At 44.2% G+C, this 24068-nt stretch carries 19 protein-coding genes; 8 read left to right on the top strand and 11 right to left on the bottom strand.

Annotated elements, in window-relative coordinates; translation table 11 throughout:
- Positions 1-119 precede the first annotated feature (119 nt).
- On the bottom strand, positions 120-2285 hold the full coding sequence (locus QY97_RS07220; protein ID WP_039234965.1) for a DNA topoisomerase III: 2166 nt from the start codon (positions 2283-2285) through the stop codon (positions 120-122).
- Positions 2286-2457: 172 nt separating this feature from the next.
- Between QY97_RS07220 and QY97_RS07225 the strand changes: the two genes are divergently transcribed.
- Complete coding sequence (locus QY97_RS07225; protein WP_039234968.1) at positions 2458-4662, top strand: GDYXXLXY domain-containing protein; 2205 nt, start codon at positions 2458-2460, stop codon at positions 4660-4662.
- Positions 4663-4709: 47 nt separating this feature from the next.
- On the opposite strand, the gene QY97_RS07230 is transcribed toward QY97_RS07225, so the two are convergent.
- From QY97_RS07230 to QY97_RS07240, 3 genes are all read right to left on the bottom strand, one after another.
- Complete coding sequence (locus QY97_RS07230) at positions 4710-6026, bottom strand: hemolysin family protein (protein WP_039235044.1); 1317 nt, start codon at positions 6024-6026, stop codon at positions 4710-4712.
- Positions 6027-6281: 255 nt separating this feature from the next.
- Complete coding sequence (locus QY97_RS07235) at positions 6282-7433, bottom strand: DEAD/DEAH box helicase (RefSeq protein WP_039234970.1); 1152 nt, start codon at positions 7431-7433, stop codon at positions 6282-6284.
- A 546-nt stretch (positions 7434-7979) separates the two neighbouring features.
- Positions 7980-8594: a general stress protein gene (locus tag QY97_RS07240; protein ID WP_083965826.1), complete on the bottom strand. Its 615-nt coding sequence runs from the start codon at positions 8592-8594 to the stop codon at positions 7980-7982.
- Between the two features lie 134 nt (positions 8595-8728).
- Between QY97_RS07240 and QY97_RS07245 the strand changes: the two genes are divergently transcribed.
- Positions 8729-8947 (top strand): hypothetical protein, encoded by a 219-nt coding sequence (locus tag QY97_RS07245; protein WP_039234973.1) that lies wholly within the window; start codon positions 8729-8731, stop codon positions 8945-8947.
- A 127-nt stretch (positions 8948-9074) separates the two neighbouring features.
- A complete protein-coding gene (locus QY97_RS07250) occupies positions 9075-10013 on the top strand; it encodes a DMT family transporter (protein WP_039234976.1) in 939 nt (312 codons plus the stop codon).
- 52 nt (positions 10014-10065) lie between these two features.
- On the opposite strand, the gene QY97_RS07255 is transcribed toward QY97_RS07250, so the two are convergent.
- Positions 10066-10662: a DNA-3-methyladenine glycosylase gene (locus QY97_RS07255; protein ID WP_039234980.1), complete on the bottom strand. Its 597-nt coding sequence runs from the start codon at positions 10660-10662 to the stop codon at positions 10066-10068.
- Positions 10663-10828: 166 nt separating this feature from the next.
- On the opposite strand from QY97_RS07255, the gene QY97_RS07260 reads away from it, so the two are divergent.
- Positions 10829-11191 (top strand): DUF948 domain-containing protein, encoded by a 363-nt coding sequence (locus QY97_RS07260; protein WP_039234982.1) that lies wholly within the window; start codon positions 10829-10831, stop codon positions 11189-11191.
- A gap of 385 nt (positions 11192-11576) precedes the next feature.
- Here QY97_RS07260 and QY97_RS07265 read toward each other — a convergent pair whose 3' ends face one another.
- Both QY97_RS07265 and recQ read right to left on the bottom strand, forming a co-directional pair.
- The gene (locus tag QY97_RS07265; RefSeq protein ID WP_039234984.1) at positions 11577-11951 is read right to left on the bottom strand and encodes a DUF2512 family protein; all 375 of its coding nucleotides are present in this window, start codon (positions 11949-11951) and stop codon (positions 11577-11579) included.
- Positions 11952-12025: 74 nt separating this feature from the next.
- On the bottom strand, positions 12026-14152 hold the full coding sequence (gene recQ / locus QY97_RS07270) for a DNA helicase RecQ (RefSeq protein WP_039234986.1): 2127 nt from the start codon (positions 14150-14152) through the stop codon (positions 12026-12028).
- 132 nt (positions 14153-14284) lie between these two features.
- Between recQ and QY97_RS07275 the strand changes: the two genes are divergently transcribed.
- Positions 14285-15964 (top strand): glutamine--tRNA ligase/YqeY domain fusion protein, encoded by a 1680-nt coding sequence (locus QY97_RS07275; RefSeq protein ID WP_039234989.1) that lies wholly within the window; start codon positions 14285-14287, stop codon positions 15962-15964.
- Positions 15965-16012: 48 nt separating this feature from the next.
- Here the strand turns inward: QY97_RS07275 and uvsE are convergent, their stop codons facing one another.
- The 4 genes from uvsE to QY97_RS07295 all read right to left on the bottom strand — a co-directional run bounded on the left by uvsE (position 16013) and on the right by QY97_RS07295 (position 19671).
- A complete protein-coding gene (uvsE, locus tag QY97_RS07280) occupies positions 16013-16897 on the bottom strand; it encodes a UV DNA damage repair endonuclease UvsE (RefSeq protein WP_039234991.1) in 885 nt (294 codons plus the stop codon).
- Between the two features lie 85 nt (positions 16898-16982).
- The gene (gene tatC / locus QY97_RS07285; protein ID WP_039234995.1) at positions 16983-17726 is read right to left on the bottom strand and encodes a twin-arginine translocase subunit TatC; all 744 of its coding nucleotides are present in this window, start codon (positions 17724-17726) and stop codon (positions 16983-16985) included.
- A 92-nt stretch (positions 17727-17818) separates the two neighbouring features.
- Complete coding sequence (locus QY97_RS07290) at positions 17819-18013, bottom strand: twin-arginine translocase TatA/TatE family subunit (protein WP_039234996.1); 195 nt, start codon at positions 18011-18013, stop codon at positions 17819-17821.
- Between the two features lie 11 nt (positions 18014-18024).
- The gene (locus QY97_RS07295; RefSeq protein ID WP_039234998.1) at positions 18025-19671 is read right to left on the bottom strand and encodes a PhoX family protein; all 1647 of its coding nucleotides are present in this window, start codon (positions 19669-19671) and stop codon (positions 18025-18027) included.
- 356 nt (positions 19672-20027) lie between these two features.
- On the opposite strand from QY97_RS07295, the gene QY97_RS07300 reads away from it, so the two are divergent.
- The 3 genes from QY97_RS07300 to QY97_RS07310 all read left to right on the top strand — a co-directional run bounded on the left by QY97_RS07300 (position 20028) and on the right by QY97_RS07310 (position 24043).
- Entirely contained in the window at positions 20028-21005 is a 978-nt protein-coding gene (locus tag QY97_RS07300; protein ID WP_039234999.1) for a proline dehydrogenase family protein, read from the top strand.
- Between the two features lie 134 nt (positions 21006-21139).
- The gene (gene putP, locus QY97_RS07305) at positions 21140-22612 is read left to right on the top strand and encodes a sodium/proline symporter PutP (protein WP_039235001.1); all 1473 of its coding nucleotides are present in this window, start codon (positions 21140-21142) and stop codon (positions 22610-22612) included.
- A gap of 192 nt (positions 22613-22804) precedes the next feature.
- The gene (locus QY97_RS07310) at positions 22805-24043 is read left to right on the top strand and encodes a PucR family transcriptional regulator (protein WP_039235004.1); all 1239 of its coding nucleotides are present in this window, start codon (positions 22805-22807) and stop codon (positions 24041-24043) included.
- The last annotated feature ends 25 nt before the right edge of the window (positions 24044-24068 follow it).

Here is a 24068-nt window from a genome sequence, read left to right on the forward strand (position 1 = left end):
ATCAGATTATTCTGCAAAAACAGCAAACACACTTCCCGGACATATGCCCGGGAGGAACAGGAAGCCTCTGTTTTATCTCAATTTCAAAGAACTTCCTGCGTGCACAATATTACTGACTATCATTCCTTTAACTTCAGCTTGGCTAACGCGTCAGCCAGCGCTGTATTCACCGGCTCTTCTTTCGACTGCTTCTTCAAATATTTATTCACTTCATGCTTTGACGCTTTCGAATGAGAGTCCTGCTTCCGGCGTTTTTGGAAAGAAGAAAGCTTCTCTCTGTGGCCGCATTTGCACACAAATATTTGTCCTTCTCCCTCGCCCCTAAGCTCCAGTTTCTTGTGACAGTTCGGACAGCGTGCATTCGTCAGCTTAGCTACATTTTTGCGATAGCCGCACTCTCTGTCTTGACAGACGAGTATTTTTCCTTTTTTCCCTTTTACTTCAAGGAGCAGCTTTCCACAATCCGGACAGTGGCTGCCTGTCACGTTATCATGCTTGAACTTCTTGTCACTATGCTTGATTTCATTGGTCACCGCTTTAGTGTACTGAAGAATTTCTTTCATAAATGCTTCAGATTTTAGCTTGCCTTTCGCGATAGCATTTAGCTTCTGCTCCCACTCGCCTGTCAGTGCCGGTGAACGTAAATCGCTCGGTACCAGTTCTAGCAGCTGCTTGCCCTTTGACGTGAGAATGATATCCTTTCCCTTCTTCTCAATTAAGAACGTATTAAACAGCTTTTCAATAATATCCGCCCTGGTGGCTACTGTACCCAGTCCGCCTGTCTCACTTAAGGTTTGCTTTAATTTCTTGTCTCCTTCTTCCATATACTTAGCCGGGTTTTCCATCGCTGAGAGAAGCGTCCCTTCGTTAAAGCGAGAAGGCGGATTAGTCTCTCCCTCTGTGGCTTTTAACGATTGTACCCGCAGGATATTTCCTTGCTTTAAAGCCGGAAGAGATTCCTCGTCGTCTTCTTCCTTTCCGTAGACTTCCTTCCATCCAAGCGAAAGGATGCGTTTCCCTTTTGCTGAAAAGGCTTCTGATCCGATTACCGCTTCCACAGTTGTCTGCTCATATTCAAACGGCGGCAGCAAAACGGCTAAGAAGCGCTTCACGATCAGGTCATAAATCTTCCGTTCTTTATCGCTCAAATCCGATAGAATGGCTGTCTGTTCGGTAGGAACAATTGCATGGTGATCGCTCACCTTTGCATCATTGACAAAAGCTGGATTTGTTTTAATGCCTTGTTTTTTAATTTTTGCTGCGAATCTCGCATAAGAATGAATATCTACTGCTTCTACCCGCTCTTTTAACGTAGAAACCATATCACTCGATAAATAACGGGAATCGGTCCGCGGATACGTTACAAGTTTATGGTGCTCATATAGCTTCTGCATGATGGAAAGCGTTTCTTTCGCGGAATAGCCGAACAGCTTATGCGCATCCCTCTGCAGCTCCGTTAAATCATATAACTCCGGCGCATACGATTTCTTAGCCGCCTTCTTCACCAGGGTGACCTTTGCTTCCTCGCCGCGGATTGCCTTAAGGCTCTCGTCCCGCTTCTCCTTGGAGAATGTTTTTGTATCGTTTGTTTTATTGTCTCTCCATGTCAGCTTGACGCCATCAGCCACCGCTGTTATCCCATAATAGCTTTTCGGCTTGAAGTGCTTGATTTCTTCTTCTCTCTTTTGAATGATGGCTAAGGTTGGTGTTTGAACGCGCCCGCATGACAGCTGGGCATTGAACTTTGTCGTGAGTGCGCGCGTAGCATTGATACCCACTAACCAGTCCGCTTCTGCCCTTGCGACTGCTGAGCGATACAAGTTCTCATACTCCCGTCCATCTCTTAGCTTCTTAAATCCTTCACGAATCGCTTTATCCGTAACGGATGAAATCCATAGGCGCTTGACCGGCTTCTTTACATGAGCCTTATCAATAATCCAGCGGGCAACGAGCTCCCCTTCACGTCCAGCATCCGTGGCAATAACAATGTCTTTAACATCCTTCCGGTTAAGCTGCGTTTTTACCGCCTGAAACTGCTTACCTGTCTTCTTAATGACCACTGTCTTCAGTCGGTCAGGAATCAGCGGAAGCTCTGCTAGGTCCCATGTTTTATATTGATTGCCATAAGCCTCAGGGTCCGCCAATGTCACGAGATGTCCGAGTGCCCATGTCACGATATATCGATCACCTTCTAAAAAGCCGTTCCCTTTCTTGCCGCACTTTAAGACGCGGGCAATATCACGGGCAACAGATGGCTTTTCAGCAAGTACTACTGTTTTGCTCATATTAACATCCTTTCGTTTCACTCTATCCTTCATTATAACATTTGTTTCCACTAGAACTGAAGACTACTTATTCCCTTCACATTCCTTCTATAAAAAAAGCTCGTGACTTCTTTATTTTTTTCGTTTATATTAGCCCAAATGGAAATTTTTCGAAAAAGGAGGACTGACCGTCATGTTTGCCCATAAACGCGGAGACGTTCCTTATATTCTCGGCCTAGTCTTTTTATTGTCGGGTGTTATTTACTTTTTTGCTTCAAACTGGCCGCTCATGGACCGCCCAGTGAAGCTAGCACTAAGCCTGTTACTGGTTTCCGGCTGTTTCATTCTGTCTGTCATTTATAAAAAGAGCGCTACTTTCCTTTATTTAAGCAATTGGTGGCTTGTTGCTTCTGCTGTGTCCTTTGGTGCAGCTGTTGCCTTAATCGGACAAATGTTTAACTCTCATGCGGATTCTTACACACTGTTTCTCATATGGCTGATCCCCGTTCTCGTTTTCGCCTTTCTAACTAAGTATCAGCCCTTCTACTGGATGGCATTTTTATTATTTGAGTTGACCATATGGCTTAAAATCTATCCAACCGGTGTATGGCTGGAATACTCTGAGACAGAAGAGCTCATCATTCATTTGCTGGTAATCACCGGGCATTCACTCTTATTTTATTGGCTTCAACGTGCAGGCCTGCAAAAGCTAAGTTTGGCAGCCTTAGCGGTCGCCCAGTATAGTGCACTGTTCATTCTAAACTCTCATTCTATTTACCAGCTAGTGGAAGACTTTACTTCTATGTCACTCTTTTACGCTCTTCTTCACACCTTGTATATAGCTTTTATATACGTTTATTGGCGAAGCTACATGACCGAGCGGGCAAAACACCCGGCTGAAATGGCTATCCACCTTTTCGCTTTTGGTATATACGCTGTATATAATGGCTTTATTATTTATTTCAGTGTTCTCGGTGAGAACGTATTCCTGGCAGGCTTTCCTCTGCTGTTCGTACTATTCGTATTCAGCATTTATGTACTGACCAAACTAGCAAAGACATCCGAGCACGCTGAGGAGAAGTGGAAGCGATATACGTACAAACTGATCGTCGGTATTTTCTCTTTTCTAGGCACATTGATTGCCATTTTTTCAATCAGCTCATTCGTTATTCTTTTGTTCAGCTTCGGCGCTAATATATGGATTGGCTTCCTCGCTGCCGGCATACTTTGTTTGGCAGCCAGCTGGGCCATCAGTAAGAGAGAATGGGCAGTCATTCGCCTGACTTTACAAATCACCGGCATTGCATTTGTATTTCTTGCTTCCTTCATAAAGGGAGATGCGTGGATTTTCTGGGTGATCACTGCATTATTTATCGTGCTCAACTTTTTGCCAAACATCAGGGGAAGAGCCTTTTATTACGCAGCAGCTAACGGAGCCGCCTTGGCAGCCGTATTATACACTTTTTCAGATGTGGGATTATCCACCAGCTGGCTCAGACTTATCCTTTTAGTATTTGGCTTGTTGAATGCTATGCTTTTCTTTCATTTAAAGCAGCATGTTCTGTGTCTTCCCGCTTACTGGCTGTCACTTGCTTACTTTCTGTTCATGACTATAGAGGAAGCGGGCCAGCCGGTCATTTGGGCTGTTGTCCTCCACCTTGTCACGCTGATTTACCTGTATATTCATTTAGCTTACCCGAAGGGGTCCGCCCGGCTGTACCGATGGTCAACATGGCTGGCTCTGATTATATTTCTTACTTGGAAGTATTACGAATTTATTTGGCAGCTGCTCCACAAATCACTCGCGCTTTTCCTCGTCAGTGCGATTTGCTTTGGCCTTTTCTACTTCTGGGGAAGGCGCTATACAGAAGAAGCTCGAACTATTCAGTCGTGGAATATAAAGCTGGTGACGGCCGTGCTTCTTGTTCAGCTTCTCTTTATTGGAGCAGTCTTTTGGCAAAAAGAGCAGCTGCTTCAAAACGGTGAATTAGTTGCGCTAGAACTTGTTCCCATCGACCCGCGCTCTATGCTGCAGGGGGACTATGTAGAGCTTCGCTACGCCATTCATGCCGCCTACCAGGAGCAACAGCAAACCGGCGAAACAACGGAAGGAAGGCTGCTAGTCGAGTTGAGAGAATCGAACGAAACCATTGTCTACCAGGAGGAACATGTACCTGTTTACCAGCCGGTTCAGTTCCACCCCGCTGATCAATCCCTAAAAGCTCAAGAAGGAACTGTGATCATCCAAGGAAGCGGGCGGTTCGGCCAGCTTGACCTGGGCATTGAACACTTCTTCATTCCCGAGGGAAGCGGAGCAGAATGGGAAGAGAAAAATATTGCGCTGGTGCGTATCGCTGAAAACGGCGATGCTATACTAGAAATGCTAGTCGAACACTAAAAAAACAGCCGGTTTTCTCTCTTAGAAAGCCGGCTGTTTACTGTTATTTATTTTTCGTTCTCCTGATCTTGACTGCTTCTTCGCACTTCAATGGTATGAATATGATGTCCATCTACTTCACAAATTGTAAATTCATACCCCTGTGCCTCGATACTATCCCCTTTTTTTACATCTGTATGTCTCGTGAGGAACCAGCCGCCCAGCGTATCGATATCCTCCTCTGATAAATCTATTCCCAGCAAGTCATTTACTCCTCCAATGAGCAAACGGGCACTTAAAAGGAAATGATCCTGCCCAAGCTTTTGAATCTCCGGCTGCTCATCTGCGTCAAATTCGTCACGAATTTCTCCAACAATTTCTTCCAGAATATCCTCTACTGTTACCAAACCTGATGTGCCGCCATATTCATCTAATAAGATAGCCATATGAATCCGTTCTCTTTGCATTTTGAGCAGCAAATCATGGATAGGAATGGTTTCAATCACTCGGATTGTCGGCTTGACAAACCCCTCAAGCGGTTGTTCATTATAATCATCTTTCGTTAAAAAATAAGAAAAAATCTCCTTTATATTCACCATGCCAATAATGTTGTCTTTATCCCCATCATCCACGGGGTATCGAGTGTATTTTTCTTCCTTCAGAACTTGAGTAATATCCGCCCAAGTTAAATCCTTTTGTAATGTGACCATCTCTGTACGGGGCACCATGATCTCTTTAGCAATTCTTTCATCAAACTCGAAAATGTTATCAACATATTTATATTCGGATTGATTAATTTCTCCGCTTTCATAGCTTTCCGATAAAATAATGCGCAGCTCTTCTTCCGAGTGGGCTACTTCATGCTCAGAAGCAGGCGCTAACCCGAAAAGCCCTGTAAATAAGCGGGCGGATTTATTCAGTATCCAAATAAACGGAAACATGATCCGGTAAAATAAAACCAATGGAGGCGAAAAGTTCAGCGTCAGCCACTCTGCTTTTTGAATCGCCAGCGTTTTCGGCGCAAGCTCTCCTATTACTACATGAAGAAAGGTAATCACTGAAAAGGCAATGATAAATGAGAGCACACCAGCTAGAGACGGTGTAATATTCATCTCCTCAAAAACAGGATGAAACAGCCGCTCTACCGTCGGTTCACCGAGCCATCCGAGGCCGAGAGATGTAATCGTAATGCCCAACTGACAGGCTGATAAGTATTCGTCCATATTCTGGACAACCTTTTTCGCTGTTATTGCTTTTTTGTTCCCCTCAGCGATCAGCTGGTTAATGCGCGACATGCGGACCTTGACAATCGCAAATTCAGAAGCCACGAAAAAGGCAGAAAAACCGATCAGGACGGCAACAAGCAATAGATTGACAGTAATCAAGGACGGCAAGGAAAGCGAAGGAGGATCTGTAAGCATACCTCTGCATTTTTCACCTTCCCCTTTCACCTCCCGAACAAAAGTTTATATACCCTACCATTACCCAATTCGGCCTATTTCATAACACAGGCCTTTCGCTTGAATGGCGAACAGCCGGTAAACAACCATAACCGGCAAGGTGTGACTCAAAAGGTGCTCTTCGTTTTAAACAGCTGTAAAAGGAGCTGGACAGCATCATCCAGCTCCTTTTACAAAAAGTTATTTTCTTTGTGGCCTGTCAGCGGCATCAACCGGCTGCCCTTTATAAAAGGTTTTCTTCACGAGTGAAACACCCAGCTCATTCGCTATTTTCTTCAGCCGGTTCTCCTCCCCCGGTGTAATAAGGGTAATCACTGTCCCAGCCTTTCCAGAGCGCCCCGTGCGGCCTGCCCTATGAGTGTACTGTGCCGCATCCTTCGGCATATCAAACTGCAGCACATAATCCAGTCCCTTAATATCGAGCCCTCTTGCTGCAATATCCGTTGCGAACAGCAAGGTTAACCGGTTATCGCGGAAGCTTTGCAAAGCATTGGCTCTTTGCTGTTTGTTCAGTTCACTGTGGAGGATGGCATTTTCAAATCCTTTGTAAGCCAGCTTCTCAGAAAGAACATTTACATTTCCTATATCCTTTACAAACGCCAGGATACGGTCCGGCTCAAATCCCCGGATAATCCGCTCCACTATGACATTCTTCTCTCGATGATCACATACAAAATAAAGATGATCCACACGAGAATCAGCCTTCGCCTGTTTGCCGACTTTGATAAGCTGTGCTTCCTTCATCCAGCTTCTCGCCAGCTCTTCAGCCTCCTTGGTAATCGTAGCTGAGAACATCACAAGCTGACGATCCTTTAGCGTAGACTTAATGATCCCTTCTACCTTTCTTGCATGCTCAGGCGTCACCAGCTGATCCCCTTCATCCAGTACAATCAGCTTAACTTCATGCATTTTCAGCTTCTTCATTTGTATAAGCTCTTCGATCCTGCCCGGCGTCCCCACAACCACATGCGGTGGCTTTTTCAGCTTTTCTACCTGACGCTTAATATTCGCTCCCCCAATGAATGCAGCACACGTAGTGCCGTCCCCCCAGGCGCGAACTTCATCGTTAATTTGCATAACAAGCTCCCGGGAAGAAGCTAAAATCACCGCCTGAACCGCCTTCTTCGCTGGATCAATCTTTTCAAGCAAAGGAAGTAAATAAGCCAGCGTCTTTCCCGTCCCTGTCGGCGATTCAGCGATCACATCGTTCCCTTCTAAAATAACGGGCACTGTCTTTTCTTGAATGGGCGTCGGTGAAGGAAATTCAGCCTTTTTCCATGCCTCTTGCAAAAATGGTTTCATTGTATTTAATACAGAAAATTGGTTTGTCATAAGCTCTCCTTTTTTCAACTTACTCTATGGTATATATATTCTTTCTTGTGATAACAACGCATTCACATGGTTACCCGAAAAGTTTTATTCTCTTTTGAGGAGGGAATAAAAGGTTAGCACTTTTTTCATTATATAGCCACAAAGGAGAAAACGGAAACCATGAGAAAATAAAAAAGATACATACATGTCGAAGACACCACAATAGTCACCCCGCATTAACAGCTTCTTCTCATATGCCTACTGTTACTGAGGGCTTCCTCTGAAAAAGAGGGTTTGTGGGCAATGAATTTCCCTATAGTGACAAGGTGTCGATACACACATTCTAGCCATGAATTCTCCAAATGATAATGAAGAGCATGATGACTGCTTTCCCCTTCTAGAGGGTCTCACCGTCTCTTCCGAGGAGGTTTCTGTTCGTAATGATAAATAAGGGATTAAGGGGGTATCAACTGCGGAGTTTTTATTTAAGTGGAAAAGCCATAAATGAGCTTACTGAAGGATAAAAACAGCAGGCCTGATCGCAGGCCTGCTGTTTTGCTTTTGCTATTATAGGTGATGATCATTATCTAAGCGGTTATCATTGACATGATCATCTCCGCGGATAACCAACCGCTCGGATTCAACAATCCGTTCGCCGTTTCCTAACGTTTCTTTGCTTCTTTCTACTACTCTGTCGCTTCCTTCTACTACTCTATCATCACCTTGTACGACGCGGGCTTCACGATCGACAAGCACAAGGATTTTTCCTTCCTTCACATAGTTGCTGTACTCTTCTGCCTGATCTTCTGGAATACCGAGACCAATAAGAGCACCTGTCAAACCGCCGACACCTGCTCCGGCTGCAGCGCCTGTCAAACCGGCAACAATCGGACCTGCAGCCACGACAGGGCCAATGCCAGGGATTGCTAGAGCGCCTGCTCCGGCTGCTACCCCTGCGAGACCGCCGAGCACACCACCGGTTGCAGCACCTGCTCCCGCGCCTTCTTCTGCTTTTGTATCTGTTGTATCTTCAACATACTCTGCCTCATCACGATTTTTCGTGATAATAGAAATTTCATCTGTATTGTAGCCTTCACGCTTTAAATCTTCAATCGCTTCTACTGCCTCATCTTGAGTATCATATACACCAACAATTTTTTTATCATCATGATCATTTCTCATATTCTTGTTTCCTCCTTTGCTGTTTTCGTGATCATTTGTTGTTTTCCCGATACCGATAAAGATAAACAATCAAATAAAGGTTTAATTTACTTTCTAAAAGGTATAGTTAAATAAATACACGCGGAGGTGCTCTTATGCGTAAAGAGGAAAAGAAACGAAACTTACAAAAAGGACCGATGGATAATCCAGAACAAATGAAAACAGATAAAGAAAGTATTTACGATAAATTTGAAAGTGAACAAACAGTTGATTCCATTCCTTTAGAGGACTTAAAAATGGAGCAGGAAGAAGAAAAAAATGAGCATGATACAAAAAGTAATTCTTCTAGCGAAGAGAAATTCCCTGGATTTTAACTTAAAAGAGACGAGCTCTCTATAAGGTTCAAACAGCCCCGCCGTTTCTACGGCGGGGCTGTTCTGCGTAATCAACCCGTTTTCTGTATAATAAGAATGGACTGATAATAAATAAGGAGAGGCTTAGATGCACAATACAAAGATTTATATCATTTTGATCGGTATCATGTTTATATGGGGAATCAATGTTTCGGCTATTAAGCTGCTAGTCGGAGCTTTCATGCCCGTGACCATGACAGCTTTCCGTATATTTGTTGCCGCCCTCACCGTACTTCTTACCCTTATTGTTTTGAAGCAAGTGCGAAAGCCTCAAAGTAAAGAGTGGCTTTATATTATTGTAGGAGCTTTTTTTAGCGTGGTAGGCCATCACTATTTCCTCTCAGAAGGCCTCGATAAAACCTCTGCTGCAAATGGAGGTTTAATTTTAGGCCTTGGCCCGCTTTTGACTGCTGTCCTGTCTATGATTCTTTTAAAAAGAAAACCTACAAGCATCCGTCTGCTCGGTTTCCTGCTTGGGGGCACTGGCGTCAGCTTTACCGTTCTTGCAGGCGGCGGAGGGCTAAATGCCGCATCTATTGGCGACATCGAGGTGTTCCTATCTATCTTATCTCAGGCACTCAGTTTTATTGTCATTAAAAAAGCCTCTGAAACCATGGACCCCCGTTTGCTCACCGGGTATATGCTTCTCATCGGCTCCGTTGTGCTCTTTCTGATCAGCTTATGGAAGGAACCAGGCGGCTTAACAAGCCTTGCCAACGGTACACCGCTCATCTGGACTGTCTTCTTGTTTTCAGCCATGTTAGCGACAGCTTTAGGTCACATGGTATATAACTATGCAATTGGACAAATTGGCGCTGCAGAGGCTTCTATTTTCTTAAACTTAAATACTTTCTTTTCTTTGCTAGGTGCTTCTCTCTTCCTCGGCGAAAAGCTGATGCCTGCTCATTTCGTCGGTCTGCTTCTCATCATTCCCGGTGTCATTCTCGGATCAGGCGCACTAGAAGAACTGGCATTGCGCCGCAAAAGAAAAAGATATCAGCACCATCCCTCTTATAAGAAGACGTAAGCAGGGCAGCTGTATAGCCAATAAGGAGAAGCTTATTGGCTATACAGCTTTTTCATCTTGAGACGAACTGATTGCCCGTCACCCAGAACCGCCACGGATAATCGCGTGCTTCTCCAGAATTATCAATACCGATACGCGGTCCAGCGGAAATATCGGAAGGAGCAAATCCCTTTGTAATCAAAAGCGGCGGCTCATGGAAACGGCGTCCATAATCCTCCATGGTGATGCCCATTGCTTTAGTCAGCTTCCCCGGTCCACTCGTCAAATTCTTCAAAGTGGTGCCTCCCCGCCTTTCAAACATTAAATCAATGCCTTCATAAGGCTCAACTGCCCGAATAAGTACGGCTTCGGGTTTACCTTCTTCCGCGCTAACTACGTTCACCAGGCAATGTGTGTGCATGACATATGTATACACGTGGCCCGGAGCGTGGAACATGATCTCAGTCCGCTTCGTCCGGCGGTTATTAAAGCTGTGAGCCGCTCGGTCCATCGGCCCTTTATAAGCTTCCGTTTCTACAATGAATCCCGCTGTGACACCCTCCTTCGTTTCCTTTACGAGCAGGCAGCCTAGCAGGTTCTTTGCCAGCTCTAATGTAGGCTGTTCGAAAAAAGACAAATCCATCGGAACAAATTCTTTTTCTTCCTCCATCGTTCACTCTCCTCACTTTCTTCTTATACCTTTCCCCTCCTTCCTTATAAAAAACAAAAAAGAATGCGACACTTCAACCGAGTGCACTTTTTGACGCTAATTTCTGTTAGATCGTTTACAATAGAGGGTAGAATAACTTATATATGTGGATAAAGGAGGTTTGTACATGGAAATCATTGGTTGGATCAGCTTGGCCATTGTTGTAGGTGCTCTTATTTATTTAGGAATTTCCGGATTCAGCACATACAAATCAATGAAGCCTAAAATTGATGAATTGAAGGCCGCCTCTGAACGTATGAAAGAAAAGCAGGCCGCTATTAAATCAGAAACCGATCAGTTGAAAGAAAAACAGCAGCGCATTAAAGAAGACATTGACCAAAAGAAAGAGAAGATTATGTACACCGTAGAGGAAGCTAAGCAAACACCGGAGTCAGTAAAGCAGCTTGGTACGGCTTTGAAGTTCATAGACGAGGAAACGAAGTTAAAGCTGCCTATTCCGAAACGAAAGAGCAAAGCCGAAACCGTATAATGCCATAGAAAAAGCCAGTCTGTGATCAACCCAGACTGGCTTTTGTATTTATTTGCAACTCGTGCGTTTCGTTAATGGGCGCAAATCAGCCCTTGTATTTAAAATAAAACCGCCGCGGTTATATTCTACATCATCGCTCATGATGAACGAACCTAAACGACCTAAGCCCTTCCTGCTCTTAGGTCCTTGCGGCTCCGAAGCCGCTCCAGTGTGATTAAGCCTTCTATCAGAAACATAGCAGAATGCCAATAATCATTTTATCGTTTAAACGCTCAAGTTACTTTAACAGTGAAGAATTAAAATTATATCACCTTTACTCTGCACTGTCAACACTCTGTATATAAACGCTTTTATTCGTATTGCTTTCTCCTAAAGAACCTTTTTACTAGGCGTGATTAGGGTTTTTCATTCTCGTAACGAGCACTTTTTCATTCATATAGATATGGAAGAACCATTCAGCTATGGCAAACACAACGGATATGACAAGCGCATTCACAAATACGCCCGCCGCGTTATTGAAAACCATGCCAAGCACCCAAACCAGTATAGCGGAAAGAATGATATCATCAAACACGGCGACTGAGTTTCCAGCAGCCGGAAGCACCATCAGGTCACCAAGCACATAAGAAACCACTGTAACAATAGCCCCCATAATTAGTGCATCTACAAATACACCACCGTCCATCACTAATTCTAACGCAAGGTATAGTACAGCTGTGATAGCGACAAATTTAATCAAGATAGCGGTTAAGTGCCTCATTTCTTTCTTCCTCCTTTCTCTGCGGGTTGTTCATCTATACCTACACATTTCCCCGTACGGGTAGAATTATTCCCCTATTCACTTATTTTTTCTTTTAGGCTCCTAGTTAAGAAGGCTTTAATCATGCCATAAGTGACCTCTTCGGGCAGCAGTTCTTTAATAGGCTTCAGCTTTTCACGGCCAGCTTCTTGGATCGCCTGGTCAATCAGCGGCCAATACGGCTCGGGTATCCATCCTGACAAGGCCACCTCCATTCCTTCTTCCATACAGCGCAGTAAATGATTTTCAACCGTACTGCTTGTTATGCCTCTTTCTTTAGCAATTTCCTCGATAGACAACTGTTGCTTATACAGCTCGTACGTATCTAAATGAGAGTCTCTTTTCCTCGTTCCTCTAACATTTCTAGATACACCAGAGGCTTTCTCACGCTCAGGGTGCTTCTCGCAAAATGCTGAAACGGCAGCCATAAATGGTTCCCCGTACTTCTCCAGCTTGCTGGCTCCTACTCCGCTGACGGCCAGAAATTCCTCTTCTGACTGCGGGAGCTTGATACACATGTCCTTTAATGTCTGGTCAGAGAAAATAACAAAAGGCGGCACTCCCGCCTGCTCGGCCAGCTGCTTTCGCAAGCCTCGCAGCTCCTCAAATAACGGATCATCGGAAGCGATCTGCTTGGTCTTCACAGCTTCCTTCCTTTCCACTTCCTGCCGGCCAAGCAATACTTCCTTTCCTTGGCTGGTCACAAAAATGGTTGGAAATTTGCCATGTTCCACTCCCAGCAGCTCTTGAGAGATTAAAAAGTCAATAAATCCTGACACTTCCTTTACACTTTGCTCTTGCAAGATGCCGTATGTCGAAAGGGTATGAAATCCGAATTCCATAATTTTTTTATTCTTCGAGCCCGTCAGTACCTGAGCAACCATTGTCTTTCCATAGCGCTGTCCCATTCTTACGACACAGGACAATACCATTTGCGCTTCTTTCGTGACATCTACACTGTCGCGCGCATCTGTACAATTGCTGCAGCGGCCGCACGGCTCTAACGGCTCCTCTCCAAAATAATGAACAATATAGCTTTGCAGACAGCTTTCCGTATGACAATAATCCACCATCAGCTGCAGCTTCTGAAGCTCACCCGGAATCCGCTCTGCTTCAAGCGACTGATCAATCAAAAAGCGCTGCGTCTGCACATCTTGAGGAGAATACAAGAGCGTACACTCGCTATCAAGACCATCTCTTCCTGCCCGGCCCGCTTCCTGATAATAGCTTTCCATATTCTTCGGCAGCTGATAGTGAATCACATAGCGAATATTCGATTTGTCGATCCCCATGCCAAAAGCATTTGTCGCAACCATCACGAGTGCTTCATCCGCTAAGAAGCGGTCCTGCTCTCTCATCCGCTCATCATCGCTCATTCCCGCATGGTAACGGGCAGCAGGGATGCCCCATTTTGTCAGCTTCTCATACAATTGATCAACTGCTTTTCTCGTCGCAGCATAAATAATTCCTGCTTCTTTTTGGTTTTTTTGGAGATACTCCTTGATAAACGCAAGACGGTCCTGCCCTTGAATGACGGAAAAGGATAAGTTGCTTCGCTCAAATCCAGTCATAACGGTATGCGCCTCATCAATAGAAAGCAATTGACAAATGTCTCTCCGTACACGAGGAGTAGCAGTCGCTGTTAATGCGAGCACAGCCGGCTGGCCCGGCAGAACCTCTGCCAGCCGTTGAATATGACGGTAGCTCGGTCTGAAATCATGCCCCCATTGGGAAACACAGTGTGCTTCATCAACCGCTATAAGAGGAATCGGGATTTCTTTTAAGTCTTCTATAAATGTATACGATTCCAGCCGCTCTGGAGCAATATAAAGCAATTTATACGCTCCTTGTTTAGCTGCTTCGATCGTGTCGTGAACATCTCTAGCACTAAGTGAACTATTTACGTAGGCAGCTGAAATACCTGCCTCGATTAAGGCATCTACCTGGTCCTTCATTAAAGAGATAAGCGGCGAAATAACTACAGTCATCCCTGGCAGCAGAAGAGCGGGGATCTGATAGCAAATAGACTTGCCTCCGCCGGTCGGCATCACACAGATCGTATTTTGCCCTTTCATGACCTGTTCGATCGCCAGCTCTTGCCCGCTGCGGAAAGAGGAATAACCAAAATGGGACTGCAGCAGCTGCCGCGCTTGCTCAAGCATATTGACACTTCCTTCAAACTTTTTTTCAATTATAACACGGAGCGGATGTCCGTACTTTTTCTTAATGGATTTATCCCTCAGATTTCACTATAATGAGAGATAATACAGGAAAACAGAAAGGCTGGTAGCACGTTGGAACATAATTCATCAAATTTTATCAAAACCATTATTAAAGAAGACTTGGAGTCCGGAAAACGTGATCAGGTCATCACCCGCTTTCCTCCTGAACCGAATGGCTACCTCCATATTGGTCATGCCAAATCCATCGTGATTAACTTTGGGCTGGCGGATGAGTTTAACGGAAAGACCAACCTCCGTTTTGACGACACGAACCCATTGAAGGAGGACGAAGAATTCGTTGCCTCCATTAAAGAAGATGTAAAGTGGCTCGGCTACGAATGGGAAAACCTTCGTTTTGCTTCCGATTATTTCGAAGAGATGTATGACCGGGCTGTACAGCTGATTAAAAAAGGCAAAGCCTATGTTGATGATTTAACAGGCGAACAGATTCGTGAATACCGCGGCACGCTGACAGAACCTGGGAAAGAAAGCCCCTTCCGCAGCCGCTCTGTTGAAGAGAACCTGGATTTGTTCCAGCGCATGAGAAACGGCGAATTTGCAGACGGGGAAAAGGTACTTCGTGCGAAAATCGATATGGCTTCCCCGAATATTAACTTGCGTGATCCCGTTCTGTACCGCATTTCGCATACGACTCATCATAATACAGGTGATAAATGGTGCATTTATCCAATGTACGCCTTTGCTCACCCGCTCGAGGATGCGATTGAAGGAGTAACCCACTCTCTCTGTACAACAGAGTTTGAAGATCAGCGTCCCCTGTACAACTGGGTTGTTGAAGAGTGTGAAATGGAGCATCAACCTCAGCAAATTGAGTTTGGCCGCCTGAATATCACAAATACCGTTATGAGCAAGCGGAAGCTGAAGCAGCTTGTCGACGAAGGGTTTGTAGATGGCTGGGATGACCCGCGCCTTCCAACGATTTCTGGATTAAGAAGAAAAGGCTATACGCCGTCCGCTATTCGGGAGTTTGTCAAAGAGACAGGTGTCTCCAAAAGCTCCGGTGTAGTAGATGAAGCGATGCTTGAGCACTTTGTTAGAGAAGATTTAAAGCTTACTTCTCCAAGGACAATGGGCATATTAAAGCCGCTAAAAGTCGTTATTACCAATTATCCAGAAGGCCAGGTAGAATGGCTTGATGCAGAAATCAACCCAGAAAATCCTGACATGGGCACGCGAAAAATTCCGTTCTCCCGGGAGATTTACGTGGAGCAGGAAGACTTTATGGAGAACCCTCCGAAGAAGTACTTCCGCCTCTTTCCTGGAAATGAAGTACGCCTCAAGCACGCCTACTTCATTAAGTGCGAGGAAGTCATCAAAGATGAACATGGAGAGGTCATCGAGCTTCGCTGCACGTATGATCCTGAAACGAAAAGCGGTACCGGCTTTACCGGCCGCAAGGTGAAAGGAACGATTCACTGGGTGGAAGCCAGCCACGCAGTGCCTGCTGAATTTAGATTGTACGAACCATTAATTAAGCAGGAAGAAACCGATGGAAATGCGGAGGAACTGGATGAAGCCGACGAAAAAACTTTCATTGATTATGTCAATAAGAACTCTTTAGAAGTATTGCAGGGCTTCATTGAACCAAACATGGAAGATGTACAGCCATATGACAAGTTTCAATTCTTCAGACATGGCTACTTTAATGTTGATCCTAAGCATTCAACGGAAGAGAAGCCCGTATTTAACCGGATTGTCTCCTTAAAGAGTTCATTCAAATTACCAAAATAGAAACAAAGAATAAGCGGACCCGTCAAACAGGTCCGCTTTCGTTCTTTTTCAGGATAATTCCGGATAAGCTTCTTGCAACCGCAAAACCGCCTGTTCCTTCATCTTGGCTTCGCACATAATATCTGCTTCACGCCCATCAAGCTTCTCCAGGAAAAAGGAAAAATCCTCCTCCAATATATAATTATGATGAGCCGGATCATTGGCCGCTTGCCTCCCTGAGCTGATATGCATTTTAGGAATGATCCCATCAGGCCATGATGCAAACACGCTATTCAAGATACCTTCTAGATGAGCGTCTTCTTCATGATTGCATCGATGATGGTGAATATCAAAGCAAATCGGCGCACCTGTTTTTTCAGCAAGGTCAATGACATCCAATGCTGTATACGTTTTATCATCGTTCTCAATTCGCAGTACTTCCTTAATCTCCTCGGGCAGTTCCTTATAATTTTGTACAAACCTTGCCTTTGCTTCTCTTTTATCTCCGTAGGCGCCTCCCCCATGGAGAATCATGTCCTGACCGCCCACAAGACGAAGCATTGTTTCATGGTAGGCCAGCTCAGCTATCGAATTCTTCACAACCTGCTCTTTTGGAGAGTTCAATACAGTATACTGGCCAGGGTGAAGAGAAAGCCGCAGATCATGTGCGTCTCTCAGGTGCTTAATTTCATCTGTCAAAGCTAGAATATCCTCATCCTTCTCCCAATCCCAAGCCATAATAGGATGACTGGCGAAAGGGATCAGCTCACTGCTCAACTGAAAGAAAAAAATACGGTGCTCAATATTCCAACGGAGTACTTGAATAACTTCTTTCAAGTTATGGACAGCCAGCTCCTTTACCTTCTGAAGTCCTTCTTTCTCCACTGTTCTCAGCCGGCAAGTCTTAAACTTGGTCGGCAGCACAGTATTAATACAAGCATACCCAAGCCTCATTTGTTCGTCCCTTCTTCTCTAACTGTTTTTCATCACCTCTTCTTCCTATTCCCTTCCCTTGTCCGCTATATACGTCTCATTAAGATTAACTGATTGCTTTTAACTCGTCCTCTTCTGCCTGCTTGGCCATCTTTCTCTTATACACTACCTTCGATACGCTGATGCTGATTTCATATAGAAGAATAAGCGGAATGATGACCAATACATCCGAAATGAAGTCCGGCGGTGTAATGAAAACAGATACCACGATCAAGACAAAGTATGAGTACTTCCTGAACTTCCTGAGTTTATACGGATCAATAATGCCTAAGCTTGTCAAAAACATCATGACAATCGGAAGCTCAAACAGGACGCCAAACGGAAGAGTCATGTGCAGAAGAAACTTAAAGTACTTTTCTGTCGTAAAGAATGTTTGGAACATATCTCCCGAAAGCGACATAAGAAAAGACAGGACAATCGGAAACAATACCAAATAGCCAAAAGAAATACCGCCAATAAACAACAGAAACAGAGCGGGAATATAGGCAAACGTCACCTTCCGTTCCGATTCAGTTAGCGCAGGGCGAATAAACAGCCACAATTGATGCGCGGCCACCGGAATGGTAGCTGCTATAGCGACAACCGCCGCAATCATTAAATACACAACGATAATATCACTTGGGCCTAGCAATGCCAGCTTAAAAGGCAGGTCTTTCACTAAATAATGATAAATGTCCTGTACAAATACGAACGAAAAGATCAAAAAAAGCAGAAAAACAGACAACGTCACGATAATTCTTTTCCTGAGCTCCTCAAAATGCTCTACTGCTTTCATGCTGCGGTCTTCCATTTTATCACTCCTTTATACGGTCATATAAAAAGAGCCGGATCCCCCATCGTTGGGGAGAACCGGGCACTTATAAACATTCTTATAAGGCAAGATTAAGCTAGGTGCTTCTTCTCTTTTTTCTCTTTTGTCTCTTCTTCGTCAGAGACAAGGTCACGTGTCGATTTCTTAAATTCCTTTAACGTTGAACCAAATGCCCGGCCAATTTCCGGCAGCTTCGAAGGGCCGAAAATCACTAGAGCAATAACAAGGATTAAAATTAATCCCGGCACTCCAATATTTTGCAGCATAGCGATACCTCCTAGTATTTAAATCCTGTAATGGCTACAACAGAAGGGCGCGGCTGGTTGTCCCCTTTGTGGTGAGGCCACATGCTCGTTGGGTTGTTAATATCTTCTGTATTCTCCCCTGGATGCTGTACGGCTAAGAATAATGTTGTTTCATCGTGTGTGAAGCAAGGGCCTGTCAGCTCTGCATCAATAGGAGCCGAAGCAAACTGGTATGCTTCTCCTTCACTTTCTCCTAATGTCGGGATGACAAACACCCCATTGTTCTTAAATGTCGTGAAGACCCCTTTATTCATTGAACCGGAAGACATATCAGTCACTGTCCACAAATTGCCTTCACTATCGAAGGTTAAGTTATCCGGTGCACTGAAACCGCTTTGGCGTCCGCCCGCTGCAAAGATTTCAAAGTCGAACGTTAAGGAGCCTAAATCATCATTTGCTTCTAAGAAACGAGTGATGTGACCATGAATATTTCCGTGGTTTGAGTTATTCGTATGAGCGATAAAGACCGACTTATCAAATGGGCTGATTTCCACATCCTCTGGGCGGTCTGTCGGTGTCGCTCCAAGCAGTACAGCGGCATCATGAGCATGAACCAGTACGTCTGCCTGTGTCTGGAACTTATCCAGGAGCTCCTGGTCCCCTGCTGCTTTTTCACGCACAGCTTCAATTGTTAATGCGACCCACTCACCCTTCGACATGTTCGCAGCATACAACGTACCCTCTTCAAGCAGTGCAGAGTTGGCCTGCTTGCGGGATTTAATGTATTTTCCTTTACTGATGAACTTGTACACACAAGCGTCTTTCTTATCGTCTCCCATGTATACAACGACACGTCCGTCATTCGTCAGCCCCATTGCTGCATTTTCATGGTGGAAACGTCCAAGGGCTGTATGTTTGCGTGGAGCAAAGCTTCTATTAAAAGGATCTACTTCTACAATCCAGCCATAATGATTTTCATTTAAGGAAGCCGCTTCCACTGTGGATTCATAATTCTCCTCCGCTGAAAGAACAGTATTCCAAAGGGTTTTGCCTCCTGAGCAGTTAGCGAATGTTCCTTGAACAGCCGTCACGTTCCCTACTGCATCAGCGCCCCTGGCAGGACCGGTCAGTCTAAAAGGAGTTAACCCTGTAATGCGGCGAGCAAAACGGGAATTCGTATCCATTTTCCAAGTGCCTTCTTCATCCTTATACACTTCAATAATCGATCCGCCTTGATTATATAGAAGCTTCTCAATTTGAGCGCTTGTATATTTGCCGTTTTGTCCTCTCGGGCCAGTTACCCATAAGTCGCTAGTATACTCATGATTCACCCATAAAAGCCCGCGCTCGTTTGAGCCCTTAATTGGAAAGTACATTGTAAAATCATTATTGTAGCCAAATGTTTCACCTTGGCGATTAATGACATCTCCATAGGAAGCGACTACATCATATTTATATCCCCGCGGTAACACGAGTTCGTCTTTAGTCGTTGGCTTGATCGGTGTAAAGTTCACGCCCGATACTTTTTTCTTTCTTCCAAACAGGTGGGAGGCTGCATTTGTTCCTTTTGCTTCCACCTTAGGTGTAAATGCTCCCAATCCTGCAGAAGCAACCGTTAAAGCGGTCACACCTGTACCTACATATGTTAAAAACTTACGGCGATTCAACTCTTCCCCCATTTTTACTCCACCTTTCACTCTCTCATGATCTATGTATCTCTCTTGCAAGTCCTATATTAGAAAAGAATTGTTAATTCACATTTCGGTTTTTATTATGGTTTTGTAAAGGTTTGTAAATGTGGTTTATATTTCATTAATCTTTCTCCTTTTGTCCATAAGTGACAAAAGGAGAAAGGAGGGATTGTATCTTATGAACATTGTCTAGAGTTGTCACATAATTGTAAAATACACTTAGAACAATAAAGATAGCTTTTACCGCCTTAGAAAGCGGTTACAACCCTTTTTTGCTCTCTTAGAGAGTACTGCAAAAAAAACGCAGCGAATGCGAATAATGGATATATAAAGGAGTATGTGCCATGCCTGTATTAAAAGATTTTTTCATTGCTTTGTCTCAAAATCAATTATTGAACAGCGCCGCTAAGAAATACGGTTTAAAACTAGGAGCCCAGAGCGTTGTAGCAGGAACAAATATTGATGAAACGATCGAAAGCATTAAAGAACTGAATGCTCAGGGCATTTCATGCACGGTTGACAACTTAGGGGAATTTGTTTACAAAAGAGAAGAAGCAACAGAAGCAAAAAACCAAATTATTGATGTCATCGAAGCGATCCATGCGAACAAAGTAGATGCTCATATTTCTTTAAAACCAACTCAGCTTGGCCTTGATATTGAATATGACTTCTGCCTAAGCAATTTAAAGGAGATCATCGGAAAAGCACACAGCTATGGTATCTTTGTTAATATTGATATGGAAGACTATGGTCATTTGCAGCCATCTTTTGATCTTTTAGATGAATTGTCTAAAGAATATGATAACGTAGGTACAGTGATACAAGCTTACTTCTACCGAGCAGAGGAAGACATTCAGAAGTATAAAGACTACCGTCTTCGCATTGTAAAAGGTGCATATAAAGAGCCGGAAGAGTATGCTTATCAGGATAAGCATGATATCGATGCTAACTTCGTCAAGCTGATTGAGTGGCATTTGCTGAACGGGAAGTTCACTTCTATCGCTACTCATGACCACAATGTTATCAATCATGTGAAGCAATTCGTTAAAGCAAACAACATTCCGAATGACAAATTCGAATTCCAAATGCTTTATGGCTTTAGAAAAGATATGCAATTGCAGCTAGCTAAAGAAGGCTATAATTTCTGCACATACGTGCCTTTCGGCAGTGACTGGTATGGCTACTTCATGCGCCGTCTAGCTGAAAGACCGCAAAACTTAAACCTTGTCGCAAAACAAGTGTTTACTAAAAAGACGAATACAATGATCGGTCTCGCTGCCGGCGCTTTCTTATTAGGAAGAATGACTAAAAACAATAAGTAAACTAATGATATTACCTTGATTGATTTGCCGGGACTCCCTTTTCTGCAACCCGCGGAAAAGGGCCTTGCTTTCTTATCTTTCTTATCAAATAACGCAGCAAGAATAACATCTCATGCAGCACGGAAGGAGCAATTATGGATTATTCATTACTTATCTCTGTAACCGTATACATGGCACTCATGCTGTTTATCGGCTATTATGCGTACAAAAAAACATCTGACCTGTCAGATTACATGCTTGGCGGACGCGGACTTGGTGCCGCTGTTACGGCGTTAAGTGCCGGGGCCTCAGATATGAGCGGCTGGCTGCTTATGGGTCTGCCTGGCGCGATGTTCGCAACCGGTTTCAGCGCTTCATGGATTGCTTTCGGATTAATTTTAGGTGCCTGGGCAAACTGGATCTATGTCGCTCCAAAGCTCCGTACCTATACTTATGTAGCAAATGACTCAATTACAATACCAGCCTACCTGGAAAACCGATTCCATGATACGAAAAGAATTCTGCGACTTATTTCAGCTCTCGTTATTCTAATCTTCTTTACCTTTTACGTATCATCTGGTATGGTATCAGGCGGTGTTTTATTCCAGTCAACATTCGGACTTGATTACCACACAGGCCTATGGATTATTACTGCTGTTGTAGTAGCTTACACGCTTTTTGGCGGATTCCTAGCAGTGAGCTGGACGGACTTCGTACAAGGGATTATTATGTTTACGGCTTTGATTCTTGTGCCTATTGTGGCTCTGATAGAGGTCGGCGGTCTTGGCGTTTCTATCGATACAGCGCGCTCAATTGACCCTGCTTTACTCGATATTTTCCAAGGTACAAGCCTTCTTGGTATTATCTCTTTGTTTGCCTGGGGCCTTGGTTACTTTGGACAGCCGCATATCATCGTCCGCTTTATGGCTATCAGTTCTGTGAAAGAAATCAAAAAGGCACGCCGCATTGGTATGGGCTGGATGATCTTTTCCAGCATTGGTGCCATGTTCACTGGTTTTGTGGGTATCGCCTACTTTTCACAAAGCGGTTTGACACTGGATGACCCTGAAACTGTGTTTATTCAGCTTGGGGAAGTATTATTCCATCCAATTATTACTGGATTTCTTATTTCCGCTATTTTGGCGGCTATTATGAGTACGATTTCTTCTCAGCTGCTCGTTACATCAAGCTCGCTGACAGAAGACTTATACAAAACTTTCTTGCGTCGTGAAGCATCCGATAAAGAGCTTGTCTTCTTCGGACGGCTGTCTGTTCTTCTCGTGTCAGTCATCGCCCTCCTGCTTTCCTGGGAAAAGAATGACACAATTCTAGATCTTGTTGGTTATGCATGGGCAGGATTCGGTTCAGCATTTGGACCAATGATTCTTCTCAGCCTATACTGGAGACGCATGACTAAATGGGGGGCACTTGCTGGGATGGTAGTTGGAGCCATAACAGTTATTGCCTGGTCAAGTGCCGGATTATCAGATGTACTGTATGAAATGATTCCAGGCTTCGGAGCAAGCTTAATTGCTATTGTTGTTGTCAGCCTCTTAACGAAGCCGGCGAAACAAACCATCGAGCAGTTTGAAGCCTTCGAAGAAGCAATGAAGGAAAACAATTCTTAATCATAGCTAAAGGGCTGGGGACCACCCCAGCCCTTTACGTATGTAGGCAAGAGAGATCGTTGATCAATAGCCTGGCAGGACTGAGGGACTTCCTCAGTCCTTTTTGTTGCCCCTCCTCTGTGCATTCCTTCCTTTTATCAGGTATTATGTAGGTGAATACATAAACGTCATACTTGGCAAAGGAGGAGCAGAATGAGCCAGCCTTTGGAAAGAATTCTTGCTCAAACAAATATTAATGATATCACTGAGATAGTCAGTTCATATTTAAAGAAGCCCGTCGTCGTAGAAAATGACCAATTCGCCTTGCTCGCTTACAGTTCTTACTACGTGGAGCATTTTGATCAAGCAAACCAGCAAACCATTTTCACAAAACGCTGGCCACTGTCCATTCTTGAGAAATTTATGGAAGAAGGGATCGTCGACCAGCTAAAAAGCGCCTCTCGCCCCTTCCGCATCCCGCCAATTAATGAAATCGGCTTGAATCAGCGGGTGGTAGCCAGCGCGAGATATAAAGGTCAAATCTTTGGGTACATATGGATCCAGGAAACCGGTTCACCGCTAAGTGACGATCAGATGGATTTTCTAGATAACGTTTCTACACATGTAGGGAAGCTGCTTTATAAAGAAAACCAGCTAAAAGCAACAAAGGAAGGGAAAATAAGCCAATTCTATCAAAAGGTCATCGAGGATACTTATCAGACAGAACTGCAAATCAAGCGGGAAGCAGCTAAGGTCAATATCGTGCTTCCAAATCAGTTTACTGTAGCCGTCTTTTCTATAGCTGAAACGGATGAAGAACTCTTAGGGGACATGCTCGATACCATTCGCCTGTTTGCCCACTCGCTTCATCAGCCTGTTTATCTGCTCATGGAAGAATTGCACATCATTGTGATCATTGGCAGCCACTCTTCAACCAGTCCATATAAAAATGCCACCCAGCTGGCCATCAGCGTGTTAAACCACTATACAGAACAAGGAATACACGCGGGAATCGGCAAGGAATATGTTTCACTGTTAGATCTCCGAAAAAGCTATCTACAAGCCTTAAGAGTGGTGCAGACATCTGAATTTCTTGGTGCCTCTAACCTTTCCACGATAGAGTATGATAAGCTCGGGGTCCTTCGCTACCTTGAAATTATCTCCCGCTTTAACCAGGAAGCTGGTTATGAAAATGAAGATCTCGCCAAGCTGGCGCACAAGGATAAAAAGAGTCAAACGAACCTTTTACAGACGCTGGAAGCATATTTACTGAACAACTGCCGGATTAAACCGACCGCTGAACAGCTCTTTGTGCATACAAATACATTAAAGTATCGTTTAAAACAGATTGAAGAATTAACATCTATTGATTTTGATAACTTCCATGTGAAATGCCAGCTCTATATCGACCTTCAGTTGTTAAAGAGAAGAAACCGTGCGACGAACCGGTAATATGGCGGTTCCGTTTCGGTTTCTT

It is taken from the genome of Bacillus thermotolerans (assembly GCF_000812025.2).
Taxonomy (GTDB): Bacteria; Bacillota; Bacilli; order Bacillales; family Domibacillaceae; genus Quasibacillus; species Quasibacillus thermotolerans.